The organism is Paraliobacillus sp. X-1268 (genome assembly GCF_003426095.1).
Lineage (GTDB): Bacteria > Bacillota > Bacilli > Bacillales > Amphibacillaceae > Paraliobacillus_A > Paraliobacillus_A zengyii.
Genome location: NZ_QJSK01000005.1, coordinates 1 through 17,200, shown reverse-complemented (window position 1 = coordinate 17,200; position 17,200 = coordinate 1). Strand labels below are relative to the sequence as shown.

Here is a 17,200-nt window from a genome sequence, read left to right as displayed (position 1 = left end):
CTCATACAGCAATCTTTTAACCAATGCTAGCTCCAATGATAAACGACAATCCAATTGAAATGACCATTGAGATAAATCCAACAGCTCGATTGTCATTTGCAATTTCCGTATCAATTTTATACGTTGGTGTGATAAATTCAAAAATGAAGTAGCCAATCAGTAATAATAAAAAGCCGAATGCACCCCATCCAACACTTTCAAGTATCGAATCATTATGTTCAATGGAAAATCGGAATACATTAGAAATACCAAAGATTTTTCCACCAGTAGCCATTGCCACAGCAAGGTTACCTTTTTTTATCTCATCCCAGTTTTTATAAGAAGTTACTAACTCAAAAACCACGAGAAATAAAATAATACATAATATTACAACACTATACCGTGCAGCAGTCTCAACATAGATATTTTCCCAAAAAGAAGCCATTTTATACACCCCAACCTATTGTTATATAGCATTTTATCATAGAAATAGGTGTTTTGGTAGTATAATCAAACTACTCAAAATTCTAAAATGGTTACACCACTTCCACCTTCATTCATACTACCTGCTCGTTGATTGCTAATATGTCGATGTTTTTTAGCAAATTCCTGCACACCTTTTCGAAGTGCACCTGTTCCTTTACCATGTATGATGGAAACGTTTGGATAACCTGCTAGAAGTGCATCATCTACATATTTTTCTAATTCTCTAAGTGCATCTTCATAACGTTCACCACGTAAATCTAGTTCTGTTTTGACATGACTATTCGATCCTTTAACCGTGGCAATTGCTTTTTCTACAACTGGCTCTTCTCTTTTAATAAATTGTAAATCTTTACGTTTGGCCTTAATCTTCATCATTCCAACTTGAATTTGATACTCATTTTTACCTGTTTTATCTATAACGGTTCCATTCTGATTTAACGTTGCTACTAGAACTTCATCTCCAACTTCTAATTCTGCCGTACTGTTAACTTGTTTAGTTGGTTTACCTGATTTTTTAGTAGACAAGTTTGGTTGGGCCTCATCAAATAACTTACGTGCCTCAATCCACTCGTGTTCTTTTAGTGTTGCACCATGTTTCATCTCACGAATAGTAGCTACAATTTGTTCTGCTTCTTCACGTGCATTTTGTAATGCCTTTTCAGCCTTTTGCTCTGCTTTTTGATAAAGAGATTCCCGTTTTTGATCAAATAACTGCCATTGTTTTTCTAAGTCTTCTTTCAGTTGTTCTGATTCAGTTAAAACTTTTTCAGCTTCTTCATAATCCGACTCTGCATTACGTCTAGCTGTTTCAAGAGAAGCAATCATATTTTCTACACTAGTTGAATCAGTACCAATATGGCTTTTAGCAGAAACAATTACGTTCTCTCTCAAACCTAATCGACGTGAAATTTCAAACGCATTACTTCGTCCTGGTACACCAATTAATAACCGATATGTTGGACGCAACGATTCGATATCAAATTCAACAGAGGCGTTGACTACACCATCTCTATTATAGCCATATGCTTTTAATTCAGGATAGTGTGTTGTAGCGATAATCCGTGCATTACGACTTACGACGTCATCTAAGATTGCCATTGCCAAAGCAGCACCTTCTTGTGGATCTGTTCCAGCACCTAACTCATCAAACAAAACTAAAGTCTTCTCATTGACATGCTCTAAAATATCTACAATATTTGTCATATGTGAAGAAAAAGTACTTAAACTTTGTTCAATTGACTGCTCATCCCCGATATCAGCAAATACATCATGAAAGACAGCCAATTCGCAACCGTCAAGTGCTGGAACTTGTAAACCCGATTGTGCCATTAGTGTACACAGACCAACCATTTTTAACGTAACTGTTTTACCACCTGTATTTGGCCCTGTTATCACAATCGCATGATAGCTTTCACCTAATTCAACATCATTTGCAACCACTTCATCATCACTCAAGAGTGGATGACGTGCTTGGTGCATTTTAATAATTCCTTGATCATTCATTTTTGGCATAGCAGCTCGCATCGATTGCCCTAATTTCGCTCTAGCAAAGATAAAGTCTAAAGAAGCTAATATTGTAACGTTTTGTCTTAAATATTCTTCATCATCTGCAATCCTCATCGTTAACTCACTTAATATTCGTTCGACTTCTGTTTTCTCTTGGACTCTTGCTTCTTGGAGCTGATTATTCAACTCTACCACCGCTTGTGGCTCCATAAATAATGTTTGACCCGAAGATGATTGGTCATGAACGATTCCACCAATAGCTCCCCGATACTCTTGTTTGACCGGTAACACATAGCGATCATTACGAATCGTCACAATCGCATCAGATAGCATTTTAGCTTTTGATTTCGTATAACTATTCAACCGATCTCTAACTCTGCTTTCATTTGTTCTGATTTTCGACCGCAGAGAACGCAATTGATCAGATGCAGCATCCATTACATGTCCATTGTCATCAATACAATTTCTGATCTCACGTTCCAATTCACTTAGTGGTTCAATTTTTTCTACAAGTTCATTAATAATGAGTAGTTCCAAATCTTCAATTGATTCGATAAAACGACGCAGTGTTTTCCCACCATAAATGGTACCAGCGATATCTAAACATTCTTTTGGGTTTAATACACCACCAATTTCTGCTCGTTTAATACTTGGTTTTATATCAACAATTCCACCAAGCGGAACATTTCCATACAATCGCACAATACTAACCGCTTCATCTGTTTCGTCTTGTAAACGAAGTACTTCAGGTAAATTGGTAGATGGCTTCAAACGATTTGCACTTTCTTTCCCTAAAGAGGATGCGGCTTGATCCTTTAGCATCTGGATAATTCTATCAAATTCTAAAACCTTAAATATTCGCGGGTTCATTATTTGTGACTCCTTTTAACGTTTACTTTGAAAAAGTTCAATTAGGTCATCCTTTGTCCAGGTATTAACTACTGTTTCTGGTCTTAGCCAGCCTTTTTTAGCGACACGAACTCCCTCTTCCATGAAGGACAATGTTTTATAACTGTGCGCATCCGTGTTAATAGCAATTTTCACACCTTGTTCCTGTGCTATTTCAATCCATTTTGCTGATAAATCAAAACGATTCGGGTTTGCATTCAATTCTAGTATAGTATTTGTTTCTTTTGCTTTCGTAATCAATGCTTCTAGATTCACACGATAACCCTCTCTACGTCCAATAATACGTCCAGTTGGATGCGCAATAATGTTAACGTATGGGTTTTCAAGCGCTGTTGTTAATCGCTTCATAATTTCTTCTTCACTTTGATTGAAGCTAGAATGAATTGCACCAATAACGTAGTCCATTTCTTCTAAAAAGTCATCTGTAAAATCTAAAGAACCATCTGGACGAATGTCCATCTCCACTCCAGCAAAAATATGAATTTCGGGATATTCTTTCTTTAATCTTTCAATTTCTTCTCGCTGTTTACGCAAGCGTGTTTCATCAAGTCCATTTGCTACTTTTAAAAATTTGGAGTGATCCGTAATTGCTATATATTCATACTTACGCTCTATAGCCATTTTTACCATTTCTTCTGCTGATTGAGCTCCATCGCTCCATGTTGTGTGCATGTGTAGATCGCCACGGATATTTTCTATTGAAATCAGTGAAACTTCTTGTTCGAACGCTTCTAGTTCACCTCTATTTTGGCGAAGTTCCGGTGTGATATAATGCAAACCAAAATGTTTAAAAAAGGCCGCTTCTGTTTCAAATGTTTCAACCTCACCCGTTTCGGTGTTTTCTACTCCATACTCACTTATTTTTTCTCCTTGCTGTTTTGCACGTTGACGTAATGCAACATTATGATCCTTTGATCCAGTAAAATGATGAAGTGTAGTCGCAAAAGCTTCTGGTGCTACAATTCGAAAATCCACAGAAACATCAAAACGTTTCTCTAACACAACAGATACTTTTGTTTCTCCAGATGCAATTACTTCCTTTATTAAATCAATCTGCAATAAGGCATCTCGAACCGCTAAAGGATCCTTACTTGCAATAATAAAATCAAGGTCTTTTACCGTTTCTCTCATGCGTCGGATACTTCCTGCCCTTGAAAAACGCTCAACTACTTCTAATTCATTTAAGTACGCTTCAATTTCATCTACGATTGGTAACATGAACGCAATTGGCAAGCGTTCTGGTCTCGTTGAAGCCTCAGAAATTGCTTTCAGTATTTTTTCTGCTGTTTTTTGTCCAAATCCTTTTAAATTAGCAACAGCACCACTTTCACATGCAGCTTTTAATGTAGCAGCATCAATTACTTCTAATTCTTTATAAAGCTTGGCAATTTTCTTTCCGCCTAATCCTGGTAGATCTAATAAGGGTACAAGTCCTTCTGGTACTTCTTTTTGTAACGTTTCAAGAGTCTCTGATTGTCCAGCTTCAATATACTCATCAATTACAGCAGCAGTCCCTTTCCCAATTCCGTTCATAGCAGTAAAGTTCTCTATTTCAATTAATGATCGATCATCTGTTTCAAGTGCTTGAGCCGCCTTACGATAAGCTGCTATTTTAAATGGATTTTCTCCTTTTAACTCTAGATATACTGCAATTGTATCTAACAAACGGATTACATCTTTTTTATCAATTGTCATTGTCTTTCCTCCGCGCCAATAGTTTTTATAACCTGAGAAAACCCTTGCTATTATAATTCACAAGGGTTTTCAATATTCCATGTAATAAAATATTTCAATCACCGATAAGACCGATGACATGATCAAACCACAATGTTTTGATTTGTGCTGATAAAACAGGCGTATTTTCAATGATAAAACCTGCTATTGATGATCCATCTATTGCTTGTTGTACAGATCCATTTGGTATCAATGCGGCTATGTATAAAATAACAAACAAAATGAAATACGTTTCAAGAAGACCAAATACTCCACCTAATAAACCATTGATCGAGTGTAGAATTGGTAATTCAGCGACAAAATCAAGCATTGAACTAATAATATTTAAAATAATTTTTGCTACGAAAAATATTATCGCAAACGCAATTGCATTATAAAACGCATTTTCTAATGGCAAGGCTTCTAGAAACACAGCCCATGTTTCCCCTTCTGCTAAATCGGGGTATGGTATCCACATTTCTAATTTACTAGAAAGATTGTCGTAATACATCGCTGCAACGATAAATGCTACAATAAAACCAATTAAATGAAATGCTTGTAAAATAAACCCTCGTTTTAATCCTCTTAACACACCTAAAATAAGTAATCCAATTAGTATAATATCTATCATTATCTTTTTATTCCTCTTTCATTTGTATTGAACGTTGGAGTTCTTCGTACTTTTTTTCTAAATTCATGTAATCATTCATTGTATTTACTGCTGTTAATACAGCTAATTTAGTCGTATCTAGGCTTTTATTAGCTGCATGTATTTCGCGCATTTTTTCATCTACTAGAGTTGCCACCATTCGTACATGGTGGGCATTCGCTTTTCCCATTATCGTATATTGCTTACCATATATGTCAACTGTAGTACGTGTTTTATTTGTTTGGGACACGATTATACCCCCCTCACTTGTTTCAATTATTCCTAAATTTAATAGTAACATGAACACAATCATTTAGGAAACTATTCTCTTTCCATTATTTTTGTTATAATAGATATACTATGAATATAGAGGAGATCCTATGGGACAAATTGTACTAACATTTTCGACAAAAAAAACTGAAGAAATGAAACAAGCGTATGAGTCTATGCTAAAACCAGCCCCTGAAGGTGCGCTTTTTGCAGCGACAACGCCTACTAGTTCCATTACCGCTTACGAATCAGGTAAAGTAATATTTGAAGGTGACAACCCTGAAACAGAAGCTGAAAAATGGGGCGATCCAGAAGCTTATGAAGAAGAAACAAAGAAGGCTAAGAAAAAGCCAAAGCATGGCTATGAACCTGATCCTGGTCTTTTCAATCAATCACATATAGGTTCAGATGAGGCTGGAACCGGTGATTACTTTGGTCCAGTAACGGTTGGAGCAGTTTATGTTAAAGCTGAGCAGATGAACATGTTAAGAGAATTAGGAGTAAAAGATTCTAAAAATTTAACAGATTCAGCCATTCAAACAATTGCTAAGAAATTACTTCAATTAGAAATTCCATACGCTCTTGTGATCTTACATAATGAAAAGTACAATGAGCTTCAACAAAAAGGATGGACACAAGGGAAGATTAAGACAATGCTTCATCATCAAGCAGTTACCAATGTGCTTAAAAAAATTGCACCTAAAGAACCTATGGGTATTTTAATTGACCAATTCTCACAACCTAGTGTTTACGAAAAGCATTTGCGGTCTGAACAAGCTACGTTACAAAATAATGTTTACTTTCTAACGAAAGCAGAAAATCATTCCATTGCAGTGGCAGCAGGATCCATTCTTGCTCGAGCAAGTTTCGTCCAAGAAATCAACAAACTCTCAACAGAAGCTAACATAACGTTACCTAAAGGTGCGTCTGCAAAAGTCGATAGCGTTGCAGCTACTATTTTAGAGCGTGGTGGACGAGAAGAACTTGAAAAATATAGTAAAATACATTTCGCCAACACTAAAAAAGCAGAAGCCTATCTTTAGGACACTGCTTTTATTTTTTTTCGAAAAGGATGGATTATATGGGACCGCTATTGAGATATGGAGATACTATTGGGATCATTTCATGTTCAGATGGTAAACCTTCGGAATATGTAACTACTATGAAAAGCTTAGAAGACGTTTTGATAAAGTTGGGACTGAAAATTAAATTTGCTGAAACGATCTACCAAGTAGCCGACACACCATTTAGTGGTTCGCCCGAAAGACGTGGACAAGCATTAATGAACTTCTTTCGTGATCCAACTATTAAAGCAATATTTGATATTTCTGGTGGTGATTCGGCAAATCAAGTTTTACCTTACTTAGACTTTCCATTAATTACTGAGAATCCAAAACCATTTTTCGGTATAAGCGATTTATCTGTTTTACTTAATGGGCTCTATACACGTACTGGTATTTGTAATTATCATTTTAAAATTAGCACGTTAGTCGGCAAGCATTCGTTCGAGCAAATAGATCTTTTTAACCACCTATTTTTAAATGATCATCAATCTGCTAATCAATTTATAACGTTTCCTTACACCTTCTTACGCGGAAATTCGCTCAGCGGAACAGTAGTTGGTGGTAACATTAGATGTTTCTTAAAATTAGCAGGTACTCCTTATTTACCTAATCCAACCAACAAGCTATTATTTCTTGAAAGCCTCGGTGGTGGATCAAATAGGACTGCTTCTTTATTAGCACAACTTGACCAAATTGGATATTTCAATCAATGTAACGGGGTATTATTAGGCACTTTCACGGAAATGGAATCTAAGCAGGCCCAACCAACAGTAGAAGAACTTGTTTTAGAAATTACAGATAAGTACCAACTGCCGATTGTAAAAACAAATCAACTCGGACATGGATCTAATGGACATTGTTTACCTATAGGGGCTCACATTCATTTATCATTACCGGACTAAGTGTTTTTTTACCTGTAAACTATTACTTTGTGATCATTGGAGCATCTACTCTTGCTAAACTCTATTTAGTCTAATCGGTTTTATTATTGAGATATTTTCTGTATCTTATTTCATTAAAAAGCCAGCTTAAAACCCCATACATTAAACCAAATATCACCGAATTTAAAATATAATAAGATAGCATTTCAAACGTATCATTAGAGAAGTAATCTAATCCCAAGCTGATTAAAAAGAACAGAATACCGCCTAAAAGAACACCGTATAGGAGTATATACTTCCACTTACCCATTTTTCTTATCTTTTCCCATCTTTGCCATTGTGCCTCTTTATTGGCCATCCAAATTCACATCCTTCCTTATCACATGCTTTCGTTTATTTTTACAACTTTTCTTTTTCTTTTAGCAAAGTATCTAATTTCTCTTCAATTCTAGTTAAATCACTTTTTCTATTTATACTACTGATAAATAATTTTACAATAAGGATTATAAAAATTATAAAAACAATCATACCAATAAAACTAACTAAAGAAAATAGTATATCACCAGTGTTAAACCCACCTACTCCTATAGCTAAAAACATGTGGTTTTCCTCCCTTAAAAATATTGTTACTTCATTTATATCTTTCAATCATATCTCTAATAATTATTTTAACATAATATAACATTTAGAATTAAATTAGTTCATTTTAAAAATTACATCTTATAAAGTGAAACAATCTGAACATATTAACAATTGAGGTGATGATTAAATGGAACGAAATAATAAAGATCAGACTATACAAGAAGAAAAAAGTCGTGAACGCATAAGTGTAGACTCTGAGCTAACTAATAATTTATTAGACATTGATAGAGAGCAACAGGGCAATTCTATAAATGAGCACAAAAATAGAGAAGCTGGCAATACTTTTATTGCAGATAAAGTGATTAAACAAACATTTAACAATTCATAAAACAATTAAATAAAGTAAATCCGACAGTGTCTAAACAATTAGACACTGTCGGATTCTTATAGTGAATCTTAAAAAACTAATCGTATATTATTCTGAACGTACTTATCCTCTTAATTCCGCTTGATGTTCTGCTTTTACAGCGGTTAATATTTCTTGATAAGAGTTCTCTACTTCCTCATCTGTTAGCGTTCTCTCCGGATCAAGGTAAAGTAAATTGAATGCAATTGACTTCTTACCAGATTCTAGATTCTCTCCTTGATAGAGGTCAAATACGCGTACTTCTTTGACTAAATCTCCTGCTGAAGCTTCTATTGTAGCTTGAATAGAACCTGCTGGTACATCTTGATCTACAACTAAAGCGATATCCCGTGAAACGGTTGGGAAACGTGGAATCTTCGCAAAGTTTGGTTCATCTATGTGAGCATCCATTACGTAATCCAAATCAATATCACATACATACGTATCTTTTAAATCGAATTCCTGCTGCAAGCGTGGGTGAATTTGACCGATAAAACCAACTATTACATTATTTACTTTCACTTGTGCCGTTCTTCCTGGATGCATACCTTCGACCACCGCTTCTTCGAAAGTTGCGACAAGATTTAAACGATCAAGTAATCCCTCTAAAATACCTTTTACAAGATAAAAGTCGACTGATCTTTTTTCTTGTTGCCATGGATGTGTTAGCCATTCACCTGTGATCGCAACTGTTGCTCTCAGTTTTTCTTCTGGTTGCTTTGTTACATTTTCCTCTTCTGATAGGAAAACAGAACCAACCTCATAATAACCTAGATTCACTTGTTTTCTCGCAATATTATACGAAAGAGAGTCAAGCATTTCAGGTAACATGCTCAAACGAAGTGTACTATGTTCTTCACTCATTGGCATCGATAGCTTCACAGGTGTGAATCCTGCTTCCTTAATTTCAGGACTAACTAATAGTGTTGCACGTTCCTTCGTTGTTAGGGAGTACGTGATAGCTTCCATCAATCCAGCGCTTTCGAAGTACTTCTTCACTTCACGTTTTACAGTTTGACGCTTGGTTAAGCCCCCAGCTAATGCTCCTTGAGGTAATGTATAAGGTAATAAATCATACCCATAAATGCGTGCAATTTCTTCTAACATATCCTCAAAAATCGTGATATCTTGTCTCCGTGTGGGTACGTGAATAGTAAATGTCCCCTCGTTTTGGTCAAAAGAAAAGCCGAGCTTTCGGAGAATGTCTGCAATATCATCGACTGAGATATCTGTACCTAGACGATTATTCACACGGTTCGTTTCAATTACTACTTGTTTTTCTGATTTATCTAACTGATCAAACTCGACTACATCAGATAATACCTTCCCATTTGCATATTGACTTAGCAACTGGCAAGCTCGAAGTCCAGCACGTTTGACACGATTTGGATCAACACCTTTTTCAAAACGTGTACTAGATTCACTTCGCAATCCATGAAATTTGGAAGCTATGCGCACTGCTTTTGGATCAAAATACGCCGCTTCTAAAAGAACTGTTGTTGTTTCATCCGTTACTTCAGCGTTTGCCCCACCCATTACACCAGCAAGTGCTGTTGGTGTAGTGCCGTTTGTGATAACTAAATGGTCTGTTTTTAATGTGCGTTCTTTATCATCTAAAGTTTGTATGCTCTCATTTTCTTTTGCACGACGAACAATAATTTCGTTTGATCCAAACTGATCAAAGTCAAACGCATGTAAAGGTTGACCATATTCAAGTAAAACATAGTTTGTAATATCTACTACGTTGTTAATCGGTCGAATACCAGCTGCAATTAAATAGTTTGACATCCATAATGGAGAAGGACCGACTTTAATATCCTTCACAACGAATGCACCATAATACGGATTTAACTCTGGTGCTTCGACTGTAACTTTAACTTGATCTGTCGCCTTTTCTGCAGTTGTTTCTACTGTCTCATCTGGCAGTTGCACTTGTACATCTAAAATTGCTGCTACTTCATATGCAACACCAAGCATGCTTAATGCATCAGATCGATTCGGTGTTAATCCTAATTCTAAGATGGCATCGTCTAAATTCAATAAGGATGCCGCTTCTGTTCCTACTTCTACATCATCAGGAAAAACAAAAATACCATCTGCAATATCTTTCGGTACAAACTTCTCTTCTATCCCTAACTCTTGTAAAGAACAAATCATACCGTTAGATTCGACACCACGAAGTTTAGCTTTCTTAATTTTGAAATTGCCAGGTAACACAGCCCCTGGTTTTGCTACTGCAACTTTTTGTCCTTTTTCAATATTTGGTGCACCACAAATGATTTGTAATGTTTCTTCTCCAACATTAACCTGACAAAGATTTAATTTATCAGCATTTGGATGTTTCTCACATTCTTCAACATAACCAACAACAACATTTGTACTTTTCGCTGCTATATATTCAATTCCTTCTACTTCAATTCCTGTTTTTGTGATTTTATCTGCTAATGATTCAGGTGAAATATCTTCTAAATCAACATATTGTCTTAACCAATTGATTGATACGAGCATGTTTATCCCTCCTAATTACGCTTTATGATATTGTTTTAAGAATCGAGCATCATTTGTATAGAAATGGCGAATATCATCGACACCGTATTTCAACATTGCAATGCGTTCTGGTCCCATTCCAAATGCAAAACCACTATAGACTTTAGGATCATATCCGGCCATTTCTAATACGTCTGGGTGAACCATACCACCACCAAGAATTTCAATCCAGCCTGTATTTTTACAAACAGAACAACCCTTTCCACTGCATACCTTACAAGAGATATCCATCTCAACTGATGGTTCCGTAAACGGGAAAAAACTCGGACGTAAACGTATTTCTCTTTCTTCTCCGAAAAATTGTTTCGCGAATTGATTTAAGACACCTTTTAAATCACTCATTTTTACATCTTTATCAACATAAAGACCCTCAACTTGTGTAAATTGGTGAGAATGTGTCGCATCATCTGTATCACGTCGATACACTTTCCCAGGGCAAATCATTTTTACAGCTTTACTACCTTTATATTCACCCATTGTTCGAGCTTGAACAGGCGAAGTATGTGTTCGTAATAACAATTCTTCTGTAATATAGAAAGAATCTTGCATATCGCGTGCTGGGTGATCTTTCGGTAAGTTTAATGCTTCAAAATTATAATAATCTGTTTCTACTTCTGGACCCTCTCGAACCTCAAATCCCATCCCAATAAATAAATCTTCAATCTCTTCGACAATACTAGTTAATAAATGTGGTCCCCCAACTTGAACAGGCCGACCTGGTAACGTCACATCAATTTTTTCGGTTAACAGTTTTGCATCTAATGCTTTTGTTTCTAGTGCTGCCTTTTTTTCATCTAGTTGTGTCGCAATGGCTTCACGAACTTTATTCGCTAATTCCCCGATAACTGGTCGTTCCTCAGCAGATAGTTTTCCCATCCCTCTTAACACTTCCGTAATCGGTCCTTTTTTCCCTAAGTAAGAAACACGTACTTGCTGTAGTTCCTCTAATGTTGAGGCTTCTTCTACTTTCGCTAAAGCTTCTTCTTGTAACGCTTGTAACCGTTCTTTCATGAAATAACCTCCTTATATTCTTGTTTTCGACTCAATTTACGCACATAAAAAGCCTTCATCCCATAAAAGGGACGAGGCTTCGAATCGCGGTACCACCCTTGTTGACAAATATCTATTTGCCCACTCTAACTTGATAACGGAATTAATTCCGGAACGTTTTTACTTCATAAATAAAGGTCCAAACGTCAGCTCCAGAGTGAAAATTCAACTTTACTCCATGCAAGAAGCTTACAGTCTAAGGCTCCTTTTCCCTGAATCATCGAATAGTTGTAAAGTCTACTGACTCTTTCTTTGCTTGTAAATATATATGTATCTTATCTTATTATAGAAAATTCCAAACAAAGATGCAACTAAAACTCAAAAAATCAACGTTATTACTTTGTTGTGACAATTTGATAGAGCATGATACCAGTTGCAACACTTACATTTAAAGACTCTGCTTGGCCATAAATTGGTATGTGTACACGCTGATCTGCCACCTCTAATAAATTCTGATCAACACCTGCACCTTCATTTCCAACTATTAGTGCTAGTTGTTCTGGAATGGCTATTTCCTGAATTGGACTTGCTTGTTCTAATGTTGAACCCCAAATGCTTACATTTTGGCTTTTTAATTCCTTCGTATATGCAAGTAAATTCTTTCTAGCAATTGGTAAATGAAAAAGTGAGCCTTGTGATGCCCGGATAACTTTATCATTATAAAGATCAACAGTTCCATCTCCTAATACTACAGCATCAAAACCTGCTGCATCTGCTGTGCGAATCATTGTTCCAACATTCCCTGGGTCTTGAATGGCATCTAACAATAACAACTTTTGATTATTCACAATTTTTAATTCTTTCATTTGAACAATTGCCGCAATTCCTTGTGGTGTTTTAGTATCTGTAAGATGTTGCATTACGTTCTCTGTAACATAAGTGATTTTATCTGATAATGCCTCAATTTCCTCAGGTATTTTAGCTCCATCTTGTAGAATTAAAGCTTCCACATCCCAATCACTTCTTAGTACTTCTTGTACAAGATGCAAACCTTCTATTATAAATAGTTGCTGTAGCTCGCGATGTTTCTTGATTTTTAATTTATTCCATTGTTTGATTGTTTCATTTTTTACTGATGTAATCATTTTATTCATCCTTTATTTAATGTCTTTCCTATCATACATATTTTTACTAGGTCTGGTCAAACTAATCTTAGTAAAAAAATATTATAATGGGGTGAATGTATGGATTTAAATCTACGTAAAGCAATTTTGGCTAATGTATCAGATAATGACAAGTCGCAATTAGAAGCAACAATTGTTGATGCCATTCAAAGTGGCGAAGAAAAAATGTTACCTGGTTTAGGCGTATTATTTGAATTAATTTGGCAGCAATCTGATCAAAGTGAGCAAAAAGAGATGCTAGACTTATTAGAACAAGGTGTAAAACAAATACAATAGGTATACATGTAAAGGAGTTGTTCATTTGAGCAACTTCTTTTGGTTTTATGAAATAAATACTAATTGCTATAATGGGCCCCATCCGTTAAAATAGAAGTAATAATAGAACGAAATGAGGTACATTAATGGATATCAGATTGTTACAAAATATGATGCAGGCACAAGCCATGTCGAATTTCTCATCCGGGTCAACTAATTCTTCTAGTTCATCCATGTTTGAAGAAATGTTCCAAATGATGATGAGTGAGTTGACATCCACAATAGACGATACTCCTTCAATTCGTGAAAACATTCAAACGAATACACTAACGAACAACAATCTATATAATACAATTTCTCCAATCCAGCAAAATATATCAGGCGACGTAACCTCTATTATTGAACAAGCTGCATCAACATATAATGTTGATAAGAGTCTAATTCAATCCGTTATCCAAGCTGAATCAAATTATAACAAAAATGCTGTCAGTAGTGCAGGTGCACAAGGGTATATGCAACTTATGCCTGCTACTGCGAAAGGTTTGGGTGTTACAGATTCTTTTGACGCGCAGCAAAATATCTTTGGGGGTACCAAGTACTTGAGTCAGATGCTTGATCGCTATGATGGTGATACTACTTTAGCATTAGCTGCTTATAACGCTGGATCTGGTAACGTTGATAAATATGATGGTATACCACCTTTTAAAGAAACACAGAATTATGTTAAAAAAGTAATGAGTAGCTATTTAGCATAAACAATAAAAAAAGTGGCGGAGATTTTCTAATAATCTTCGCCACTTTTTTCATACAATTAACCAAATGTTATTTCTTTAACCTTAGCAGTATCTAAACCTTTAATTACTTCCACAATTAATTTCACTGCATTATCGAAATCATCTTGATGAATAATTGCAGCATGTGTATGAATATAACGAGAAGCAATGCCAATAGAAAGAGCAGGTACGCCATTTGCTGTTAAGTGAATTGAACCAGAATCAGTACCTCCAGCAGCTAGTGTTGCATACTGATACGGGATGTTCTTCTCATCGGCTGTTCCAACAACAAAGTCCCGCACACCTTTATGCGAAATCATGGAAGCATCATATAATACGATCTGAGGTCCTTCTCCTATCTTACTATCTGCTTCTTTAGGTGAGATTCCAGGGGTGTCACCTGCAATACCTACATCAACAGCAAAACCAATATCAGGTTTTATCGTACTTGTCGCTGTTTTTGCACCACGTAATCCCACTTCTTCTTGCACTGTTCCAACACCATAGACAACGTTTGGATGTTCTTCTCCTTGTAAATGTTTTAAGACTTCAATAGCAATCGCACAACCAATTCGATTATCCCAAGCTTTTGCTAGAAGTAACTTTTCGTTTTTCATTTGTGTGAATTCAAAATATGGTACAGCTGAATCACCAGGACGTACACCAAATGACTCTGCCTCTTCTTTACTAGTGGCGCCAATATCAATAAACATATCTTTTATTTCTACTGGGTTTTTACGGGCTTCTGCAGGCATGATGTGTGGTGGTTTAGAACCAATAATACCAGTTATATCACCTTGTGAAGTTACAATTGTTACGCGTTGCGCTAGCATAACTTGCCCCCACCAACCACCAATTGTTTGGAAATAAACAAAACCATTGTCATCAATTCTAGTCACCATGAAACCTACTTCATCTAAGTGGCCTGCTATCATAATTTTCGGTCCTTTTTCTTGACCTACTTTTTTAGCGATCAAACTCCCTAAATTGTCGGTATAAACTTCGGTAGCAAATGGTGAGATATACTTTTTCATAACCTCTCTCGCTTCTCTTTCATTACCCGAGATTCCTTTAGCATCTGTTAATTCTTTAAGCATTGTTAATTTTTCATTTAATTTTGCCATTATGTACTTCCTCCCTTTTTCATACCATCTATTATAGACTTCTCCATCTTTCACTTCAAAGATTACTACTTAATAATTGGCGTCTTGTCTTGTGAAATTAACTTTATTTTTTTCGAAATAGGCTTGTTGAATATCTTGCTCTTGAAAATCAAGCACTTCTCCTAAACGTAAAAAAGTAGCAAATAATGCTTTGTAATGTAGCATTGTTGGATCTTTCTTTAACTGATTAATCTTCTCATAAACTAGATTAAACAGTACTGTTGCATCACCTTTTATCGGTTCAACTTCAAACGTTTCTTTCGTGTAACCTAAGTCAATTCCGATGGATAATATAAAATGAATACCATCAACATATTCTTCCAAAATAACGGACCTCTCACTTGGCGCTTTAGTACTCCAAAATTTAAAACAGCGGGTCTCATTAGCTAATTCTCCGACTTCAACCAACAACGCTAATACTTTCTTATCAAACAAATCATTTGCATTTATCTGATGATTTGTTTGAATATAAGTATCAAGTTGTTCTTGCATAGTAAATAATTTTTGCCAATCCATAAAAAATCTCTCCTATGTATAACCTATATTTGAACAACATTTAGTATAACATGAAAAAAGTGAAACCTAATAGCAGGATCATTCGTAGATATACTTAGACCTGTTTTAACAAGGAGTCGGTGAAGATGATTGTAGTTTTTTTATTTCGTTTCTTAATAGTCGTCGCTCTTGTCTTTTTATTCTACACTCTATATCAATATATTAATAATCCAAAACGAAAGCTAGAAGTTGCAAGGAATAAGAAGACATTCTATTTTCTTGATGAATCCTCTAATATTAAAAAAAATTTTTTAATAACATATAAAGGGATTTTATTTGAAGGGGAAAAATATCTTGGTACAACAGAAAACTCCTTTGATGTGATTAATATTAGTGTATCTACATGCAACCCGGATGAGTTAAAAGGATTAGAACGGAATGATTTGTATTTTCTTGAAGAAGAGATCTTAATTCACTATCCATACGCATCTATAGAATGGAAGCATCCTATTGATAATTTATTACTTATAAAAAAATGAGGCTGGGACATAACTAGCCAAAATAACGAAAAAGATTCCGATCATCTTAGGAAGATGGTCGGAATCTTTTTTTGTTGGATTATTTTCAGGATTTGGTGCACCATGCGCATGCTTAGCCGTGTACTTTCTCAAGTTCACCGCCATGAATGCAAATCCTAATTCATTTTCCACTTTCTTCTTGCCTCTTACTGACATACGAGTGAAACGCAAATTAGCCTTCAAAAATCCGAAGACTGGTTCTACATCTATTTTTCGTTTGCCATAAATTTTACCGGTTTCTTTTTCTGAAAGCTGCTGTTTTGTGTATGCTTTTTGTTGTTCCCATTTTTCATTATAATAAATTTTTCGATTCTTTCCTTCCTTTGCTTTTGTACAGTGGGAACGCAACGGACAATCCGAACAGTCTTCACATTCATAGACTTTAAAGGATCGGGTGAAGTTATCTTTACCTGTTCGATTAGATAGATACTGGAAAGCCACTTTTTTATCATTTGGACAACGGAAAGAATCACTCGCTTCATCATACGCCCAGTTCATTGTGTTAAAAGGGTCTTGCTTATATTTCTTTGTCTTCTCTTTTCGATACATATTGTATGTAATCAGCGGGATGCGCTCCCGATTAATGCGGACATCTTCATAATTCTGTTCACTTCCATACCCTGCATCAGCTACGATATATGTGGGAAGTTCAAAGAAGCTTTCCTCGATTTTATCTAGAAAAGGAGTGAATGTGCGTACATCAGTTGGATTGGGAAATACGTCATATGCGAGTGTATATTGTCCTTCGGTCGCAATTTGTACATTGTAAC

At 35.7% G+C, this 17,200-nt stretch carries 19 protein-coding genes and 1 other annotated feature; of the genes, 6 read left to right on the top strand and 13 right to left on the bottom strand.

The window, feature by feature from the left end:
- Positions 1–16 precede the first annotated feature (16 nt).
- The 5 genes from D2K62_RS08615 to zapA form a co-directional block, all read right to left on the bottom strand.
- On the bottom strand, positions 17–424 hold the full coding sequence (locus D2K62_RS08615) for a DUF350 domain-containing protein (RefSeq protein WP_112181558.1): 408 nt from the start codon (positions 422–424) through the stop codon (positions 17–19).
- Between the two features lie 74 nt (positions 425–498).
- Positions 499–2,841, bottom strand: a complete 2,343-nt coding sequence (locus D2K62_RS08610; RefSeq protein ID WP_117161251.1) for an endonuclease MutS2 — start codon at positions 2,839–2,841, stop codon at positions 499–501.
- Positions 2,842–2,856: 15 nt separating this feature from the next.
- Positions 2,857–4,575: a DNA polymerase/3'-5' exonuclease PolX gene (gene polX / locus D2K62_RS08605; protein ID WP_117161250.1), complete on the bottom strand. Its 1,719-nt coding sequence runs from the start codon at positions 4,573–4,575 to the stop codon at positions 2,857–2,859.
- 94 nt (positions 4,576–4,669) lie between these two features.
- Positions 4,670–5,224 carry a CvpA family protein gene (locus D2K62_RS08600; RefSeq protein ID WP_112181561.1) on the bottom strand — a complete coding sequence of 185 codons (555 nt, stop codon included), beginning with the start codon at positions 5,222–5,224 and terminating at the stop codon, positions 4,670–4,672.
- Between the two features lie 7 nt (positions 5,225–5,231).
- A complete protein-coding gene (gene zapA / locus D2K62_RS08595; protein WP_112181562.1) occupies positions 5,232–5,492 on the bottom strand; it encodes a cell division protein ZapA in 261 nt (86 codons plus the stop codon).
- Positions 5,493–5,622: 130 nt separating this feature from the next.
- Here zapA and rnhC point away from each other — a divergent pair, with 130 nt between their 5' ends.
- Together rnhC and D2K62_RS08585 are read left to right on the top strand one after the other, a co-directional pair.
- Entirely contained in the window at positions 5,623–6,555 is a 933-nt protein-coding gene (gene rnhC / locus D2K62_RS08590) for a ribonuclease HIII (protein WP_112181563.1), read from the top strand.
- Positions 6,556–6,593: 38 nt separating this feature from the next.
- Positions 6,594–7,478: a S66 peptidase family protein gene (locus D2K62_RS08585; RefSeq protein ID WP_112181564.1), complete on the top strand. Its 885-nt coding sequence runs from the start codon at positions 6,594–6,596 to the stop codon at positions 7,476–7,478.
- A 70-nt stretch (positions 7,479–7,548) separates the two neighbouring features.
- Here D2K62_RS08585 and D2K62_RS08580 read toward each other — a convergent pair whose 3' ends face one another.
- Positions 7,549–7,815, bottom strand: a complete 267-nt coding sequence (locus D2K62_RS08580) for a hypothetical protein (protein ID WP_112181565.1) — start codon at positions 7,813–7,815, stop codon at positions 7,549–7,551.
- A 41-nt stretch (positions 7,816–7,856) separates the two neighbouring features.
- Positions 7,857–8,057 carry a DUF4083 domain-containing protein gene (locus tag D2K62_RS08575; RefSeq protein ID WP_112181566.1) on the bottom strand — a complete coding sequence of 67 codons (201 nt, stop codon included), beginning with the start codon at positions 8,055–8,057 and terminating at the stop codon, positions 7,857–7,859.
- Positions 8,058–8,226: 169 nt separating this feature from the next.
- Here D2K62_RS08575 and D2K62_RS08570 point away from each other — a divergent pair, with 169 nt between their 5' ends.
- Positions 8,227–8,427, top strand: coding sequence for a hypothetical protein (locus tag D2K62_RS08570; RefSeq protein ID WP_117161249.1), 201 nt, complete (start codon positions 8,227–8,229; stop codon positions 8,425–8,427).
- 102 nt (positions 8,428–8,529) lie between these two features.
- On the opposite strand, the gene pheT is transcribed toward D2K62_RS08570, so the two are convergent.
- The 3 genes from pheT to D2K62_RS08555 all read right to left on the bottom strand — a co-directional run bounded on the left by pheT (position 8,530) and on the right by D2K62_RS08555 (position 13,127).
- Entirely contained in the window at positions 8,530–10,953 is a 2,424-nt protein-coding gene (gene pheT / locus D2K62_RS08565; RefSeq protein ID WP_112181568.1) for a phenylalanine--tRNA ligase subunit beta, read from the bottom strand.
- Positions 10,954–10,968: 15 nt separating this feature from the next.
- Positions 10,969–12,003: a phenylalanine--tRNA ligase subunit alpha gene (pheS, locus tag D2K62_RS08560; RefSeq protein WP_112181569.1), complete on the bottom strand. Its 1,035-nt coding sequence runs from the start codon at positions 12,001–12,003 to the stop codon at positions 10,969–10,971.
- Between the two features lie 64 nt (positions 12,004–12,067).
- Positions 12,068–12,304: a binding site (T-box leader), on the bottom strand.
- A gap of 73 nt (positions 12,305–12,377) precedes the next feature.
- Positions 12,378–13,127 (bottom strand): TrmH family RNA methyltransferase, encoded by a 750-nt coding sequence (locus D2K62_RS08555; protein WP_112181570.1) that lies wholly within the window; start codon positions 13,125–13,127, stop codon positions 12,378–12,380.
- 99 nt (positions 13,128–13,226) lie between these two features.
- Here D2K62_RS08555 and sspI point away from each other — a divergent pair, with 99 nt between their 5' ends.
- Positions 13,227–13,442 carry a small acid-soluble spore protein SspI gene (sspI, locus tag D2K62_RS08550; protein ID WP_112181571.1) on the top strand — a complete coding sequence of 72 codons (216 nt, stop codon included), beginning with the start codon at positions 13,227–13,229 and terminating at the stop codon, positions 13,440–13,442.
- A gap of 125 nt (positions 13,443–13,567) precedes the next feature.
- Positions 13,568–14,176 carry a lytic transglycosylase domain-containing protein gene (locus D2K62_RS08545; RefSeq protein WP_112181572.1) on the top strand — a complete coding sequence of 203 codons (609 nt, stop codon included), beginning with the start codon at positions 13,568–13,570 and terminating at the stop codon, positions 14,174–14,176.
- A 56-nt stretch (positions 14,177–14,232) separates the two neighbouring features.
- Here D2K62_RS08545 and D2K62_RS08540 read toward each other — a convergent pair whose 3' ends face one another.
- The gene (locus tag D2K62_RS08540; RefSeq protein WP_112181573.1) at positions 14,233–15,318 is read right to left on the bottom strand and encodes a M42 family metallopeptidase; all 1,086 of its coding nucleotides are present in this window, start codon (positions 15,316–15,318) and stop codon (positions 14,233–14,235) included.
- Between the two features lie 69 nt (positions 15,319–15,387).
- On the bottom strand, positions 15,388–15,873 hold the full coding sequence (locus tag D2K62_RS08535; protein ID WP_112181574.1) for a dUTP diphosphatase: 486 nt from the start codon (positions 15,871–15,873) through the stop codon (positions 15,388–15,390).
- Positions 15,874–16,001: 128 nt separating this feature from the next.
- Between D2K62_RS08535 and D2K62_RS08530 the strand changes: the two genes are divergently transcribed.
- Entirely contained in the window at positions 16,002–16,391 is a 390-nt protein-coding gene (locus D2K62_RS08530; RefSeq protein ID WP_112182744.1) for a sigma-w pathway protein ysdB, read from the top strand.
- Here the strand turns inward: D2K62_RS08530 and D2K62_RS08525 are convergent.
- The coding region (locus tag D2K62_RS08525) for a transposase (RefSeq protein ID WP_232827988.1) at positions 16,374–17,200 on the bottom strand (827 nt) is incomplete at its 5' end. The genes D2K62_RS08530 and D2K62_RS08525 overlap by 18 nt on opposite strands.

Bases quoted from the DNA above. Each gene is read 5' to 3' on its own strand.
- D2K62_RS08545 (WP_112181572.1), top strand. From the start codon at position 13,568: ATGGATATCAGATTGTTACAAAATATGATGCAGGCACAAGCCATGTCG.
- D2K62_RS08585 (WP_112181564.1), top strand. From the start codon at position 6,594: ATGGGACCGCTATTGAGATATGGAGATACTATTGGGATCATTTCATGT.
- pheS (WP_112181569.1), bottom strand. From the start codon at position 12,003: ATGAAAGAACGGTTACAAGCGTTACAAGAAGAAGCTTTAGCGAAAGTA.
- D2K62_RS08570 (WP_117161249.1), top strand. From the start codon at position 8,227: ATGGAACGAAATAATAAAGATCAGACTATACAAGAAGAAAAAAGTCGT.
- pheT (WP_112181568.1), bottom strand. From the start codon at position 10,953: ATGCTCGTATCAATCAATTGGTTAAGACAATATGTTGATTTAGAAGAT.
- D2K62_RS08555 (WP_112181570.1), bottom strand. From the start codon at position 13,127: ATGATTACATCAGTAAAAAATGAAACAATCAAACAATGGAATAAATTA.
- D2K62_RS08600 (WP_112181561.1), bottom strand. From the start codon at position 5,224: ATGATAGATATTATACTAATTGGATTACTTATTTTAGGTGTGTTAAGA.
- D2K62_RS08580 (WP_112181565.1), bottom strand. From the start codon at position 7,815: ATGGCCAATAAAGAGGCACAATGGCAAAGATGGGAAAAGATAAGAAAA.
- rnhC (WP_112181563.1), top strand. From the start codon at position 5,623: ATGGGACAAATTGTACTAACATTTTCGACAAAAAAAACTGAAGAAATG.
- D2K62_RS08615 (WP_112181558.1), bottom strand. From the start codon at position 424: ATGGCTTCTTTTTGGGAAAATATCTATGTTGAGACTGCTGCACGGTAT.
- D2K62_RS08575 (WP_112181566.1), bottom strand. From the start codon at position 8,057: ATGTTTTTAGCTATAGGAGTAGGTGGGTTTAACACTGGTGATATACTA.
- D2K62_RS08610 (WP_117161251.1), bottom strand. From the start codon at position 2,841: ATGAACCCGCGAATATTTAAGGTTTTAGAATTTGATAGAATTATCCAG.
- polX (WP_117161250.1), bottom strand. From the start codon at position 4,575: ATGACAATTGATAAAAAAGATGTAATCCGTTTGTTAGATACAATTGCA.
- D2K62_RS08535 (WP_112181574.1), bottom strand. From the start codon at position 15,873: ATGGATTGGCAAAAATTATTTACTATGCAAGAACAACTTGATACTTAT.
- D2K62_RS08540 (WP_112181573.1), bottom strand. From the start codon at position 15,318: ATGGCAAAATTAAATGAAAAATTAACAATGCTTAAAGAATTAACAGAT.
- sspI (WP_112181571.1), top strand. From the start codon at position 13,227: ATGGATTTAAATCTACGTAAAGCAATTTTGGCTAATGTATCAGATAAT.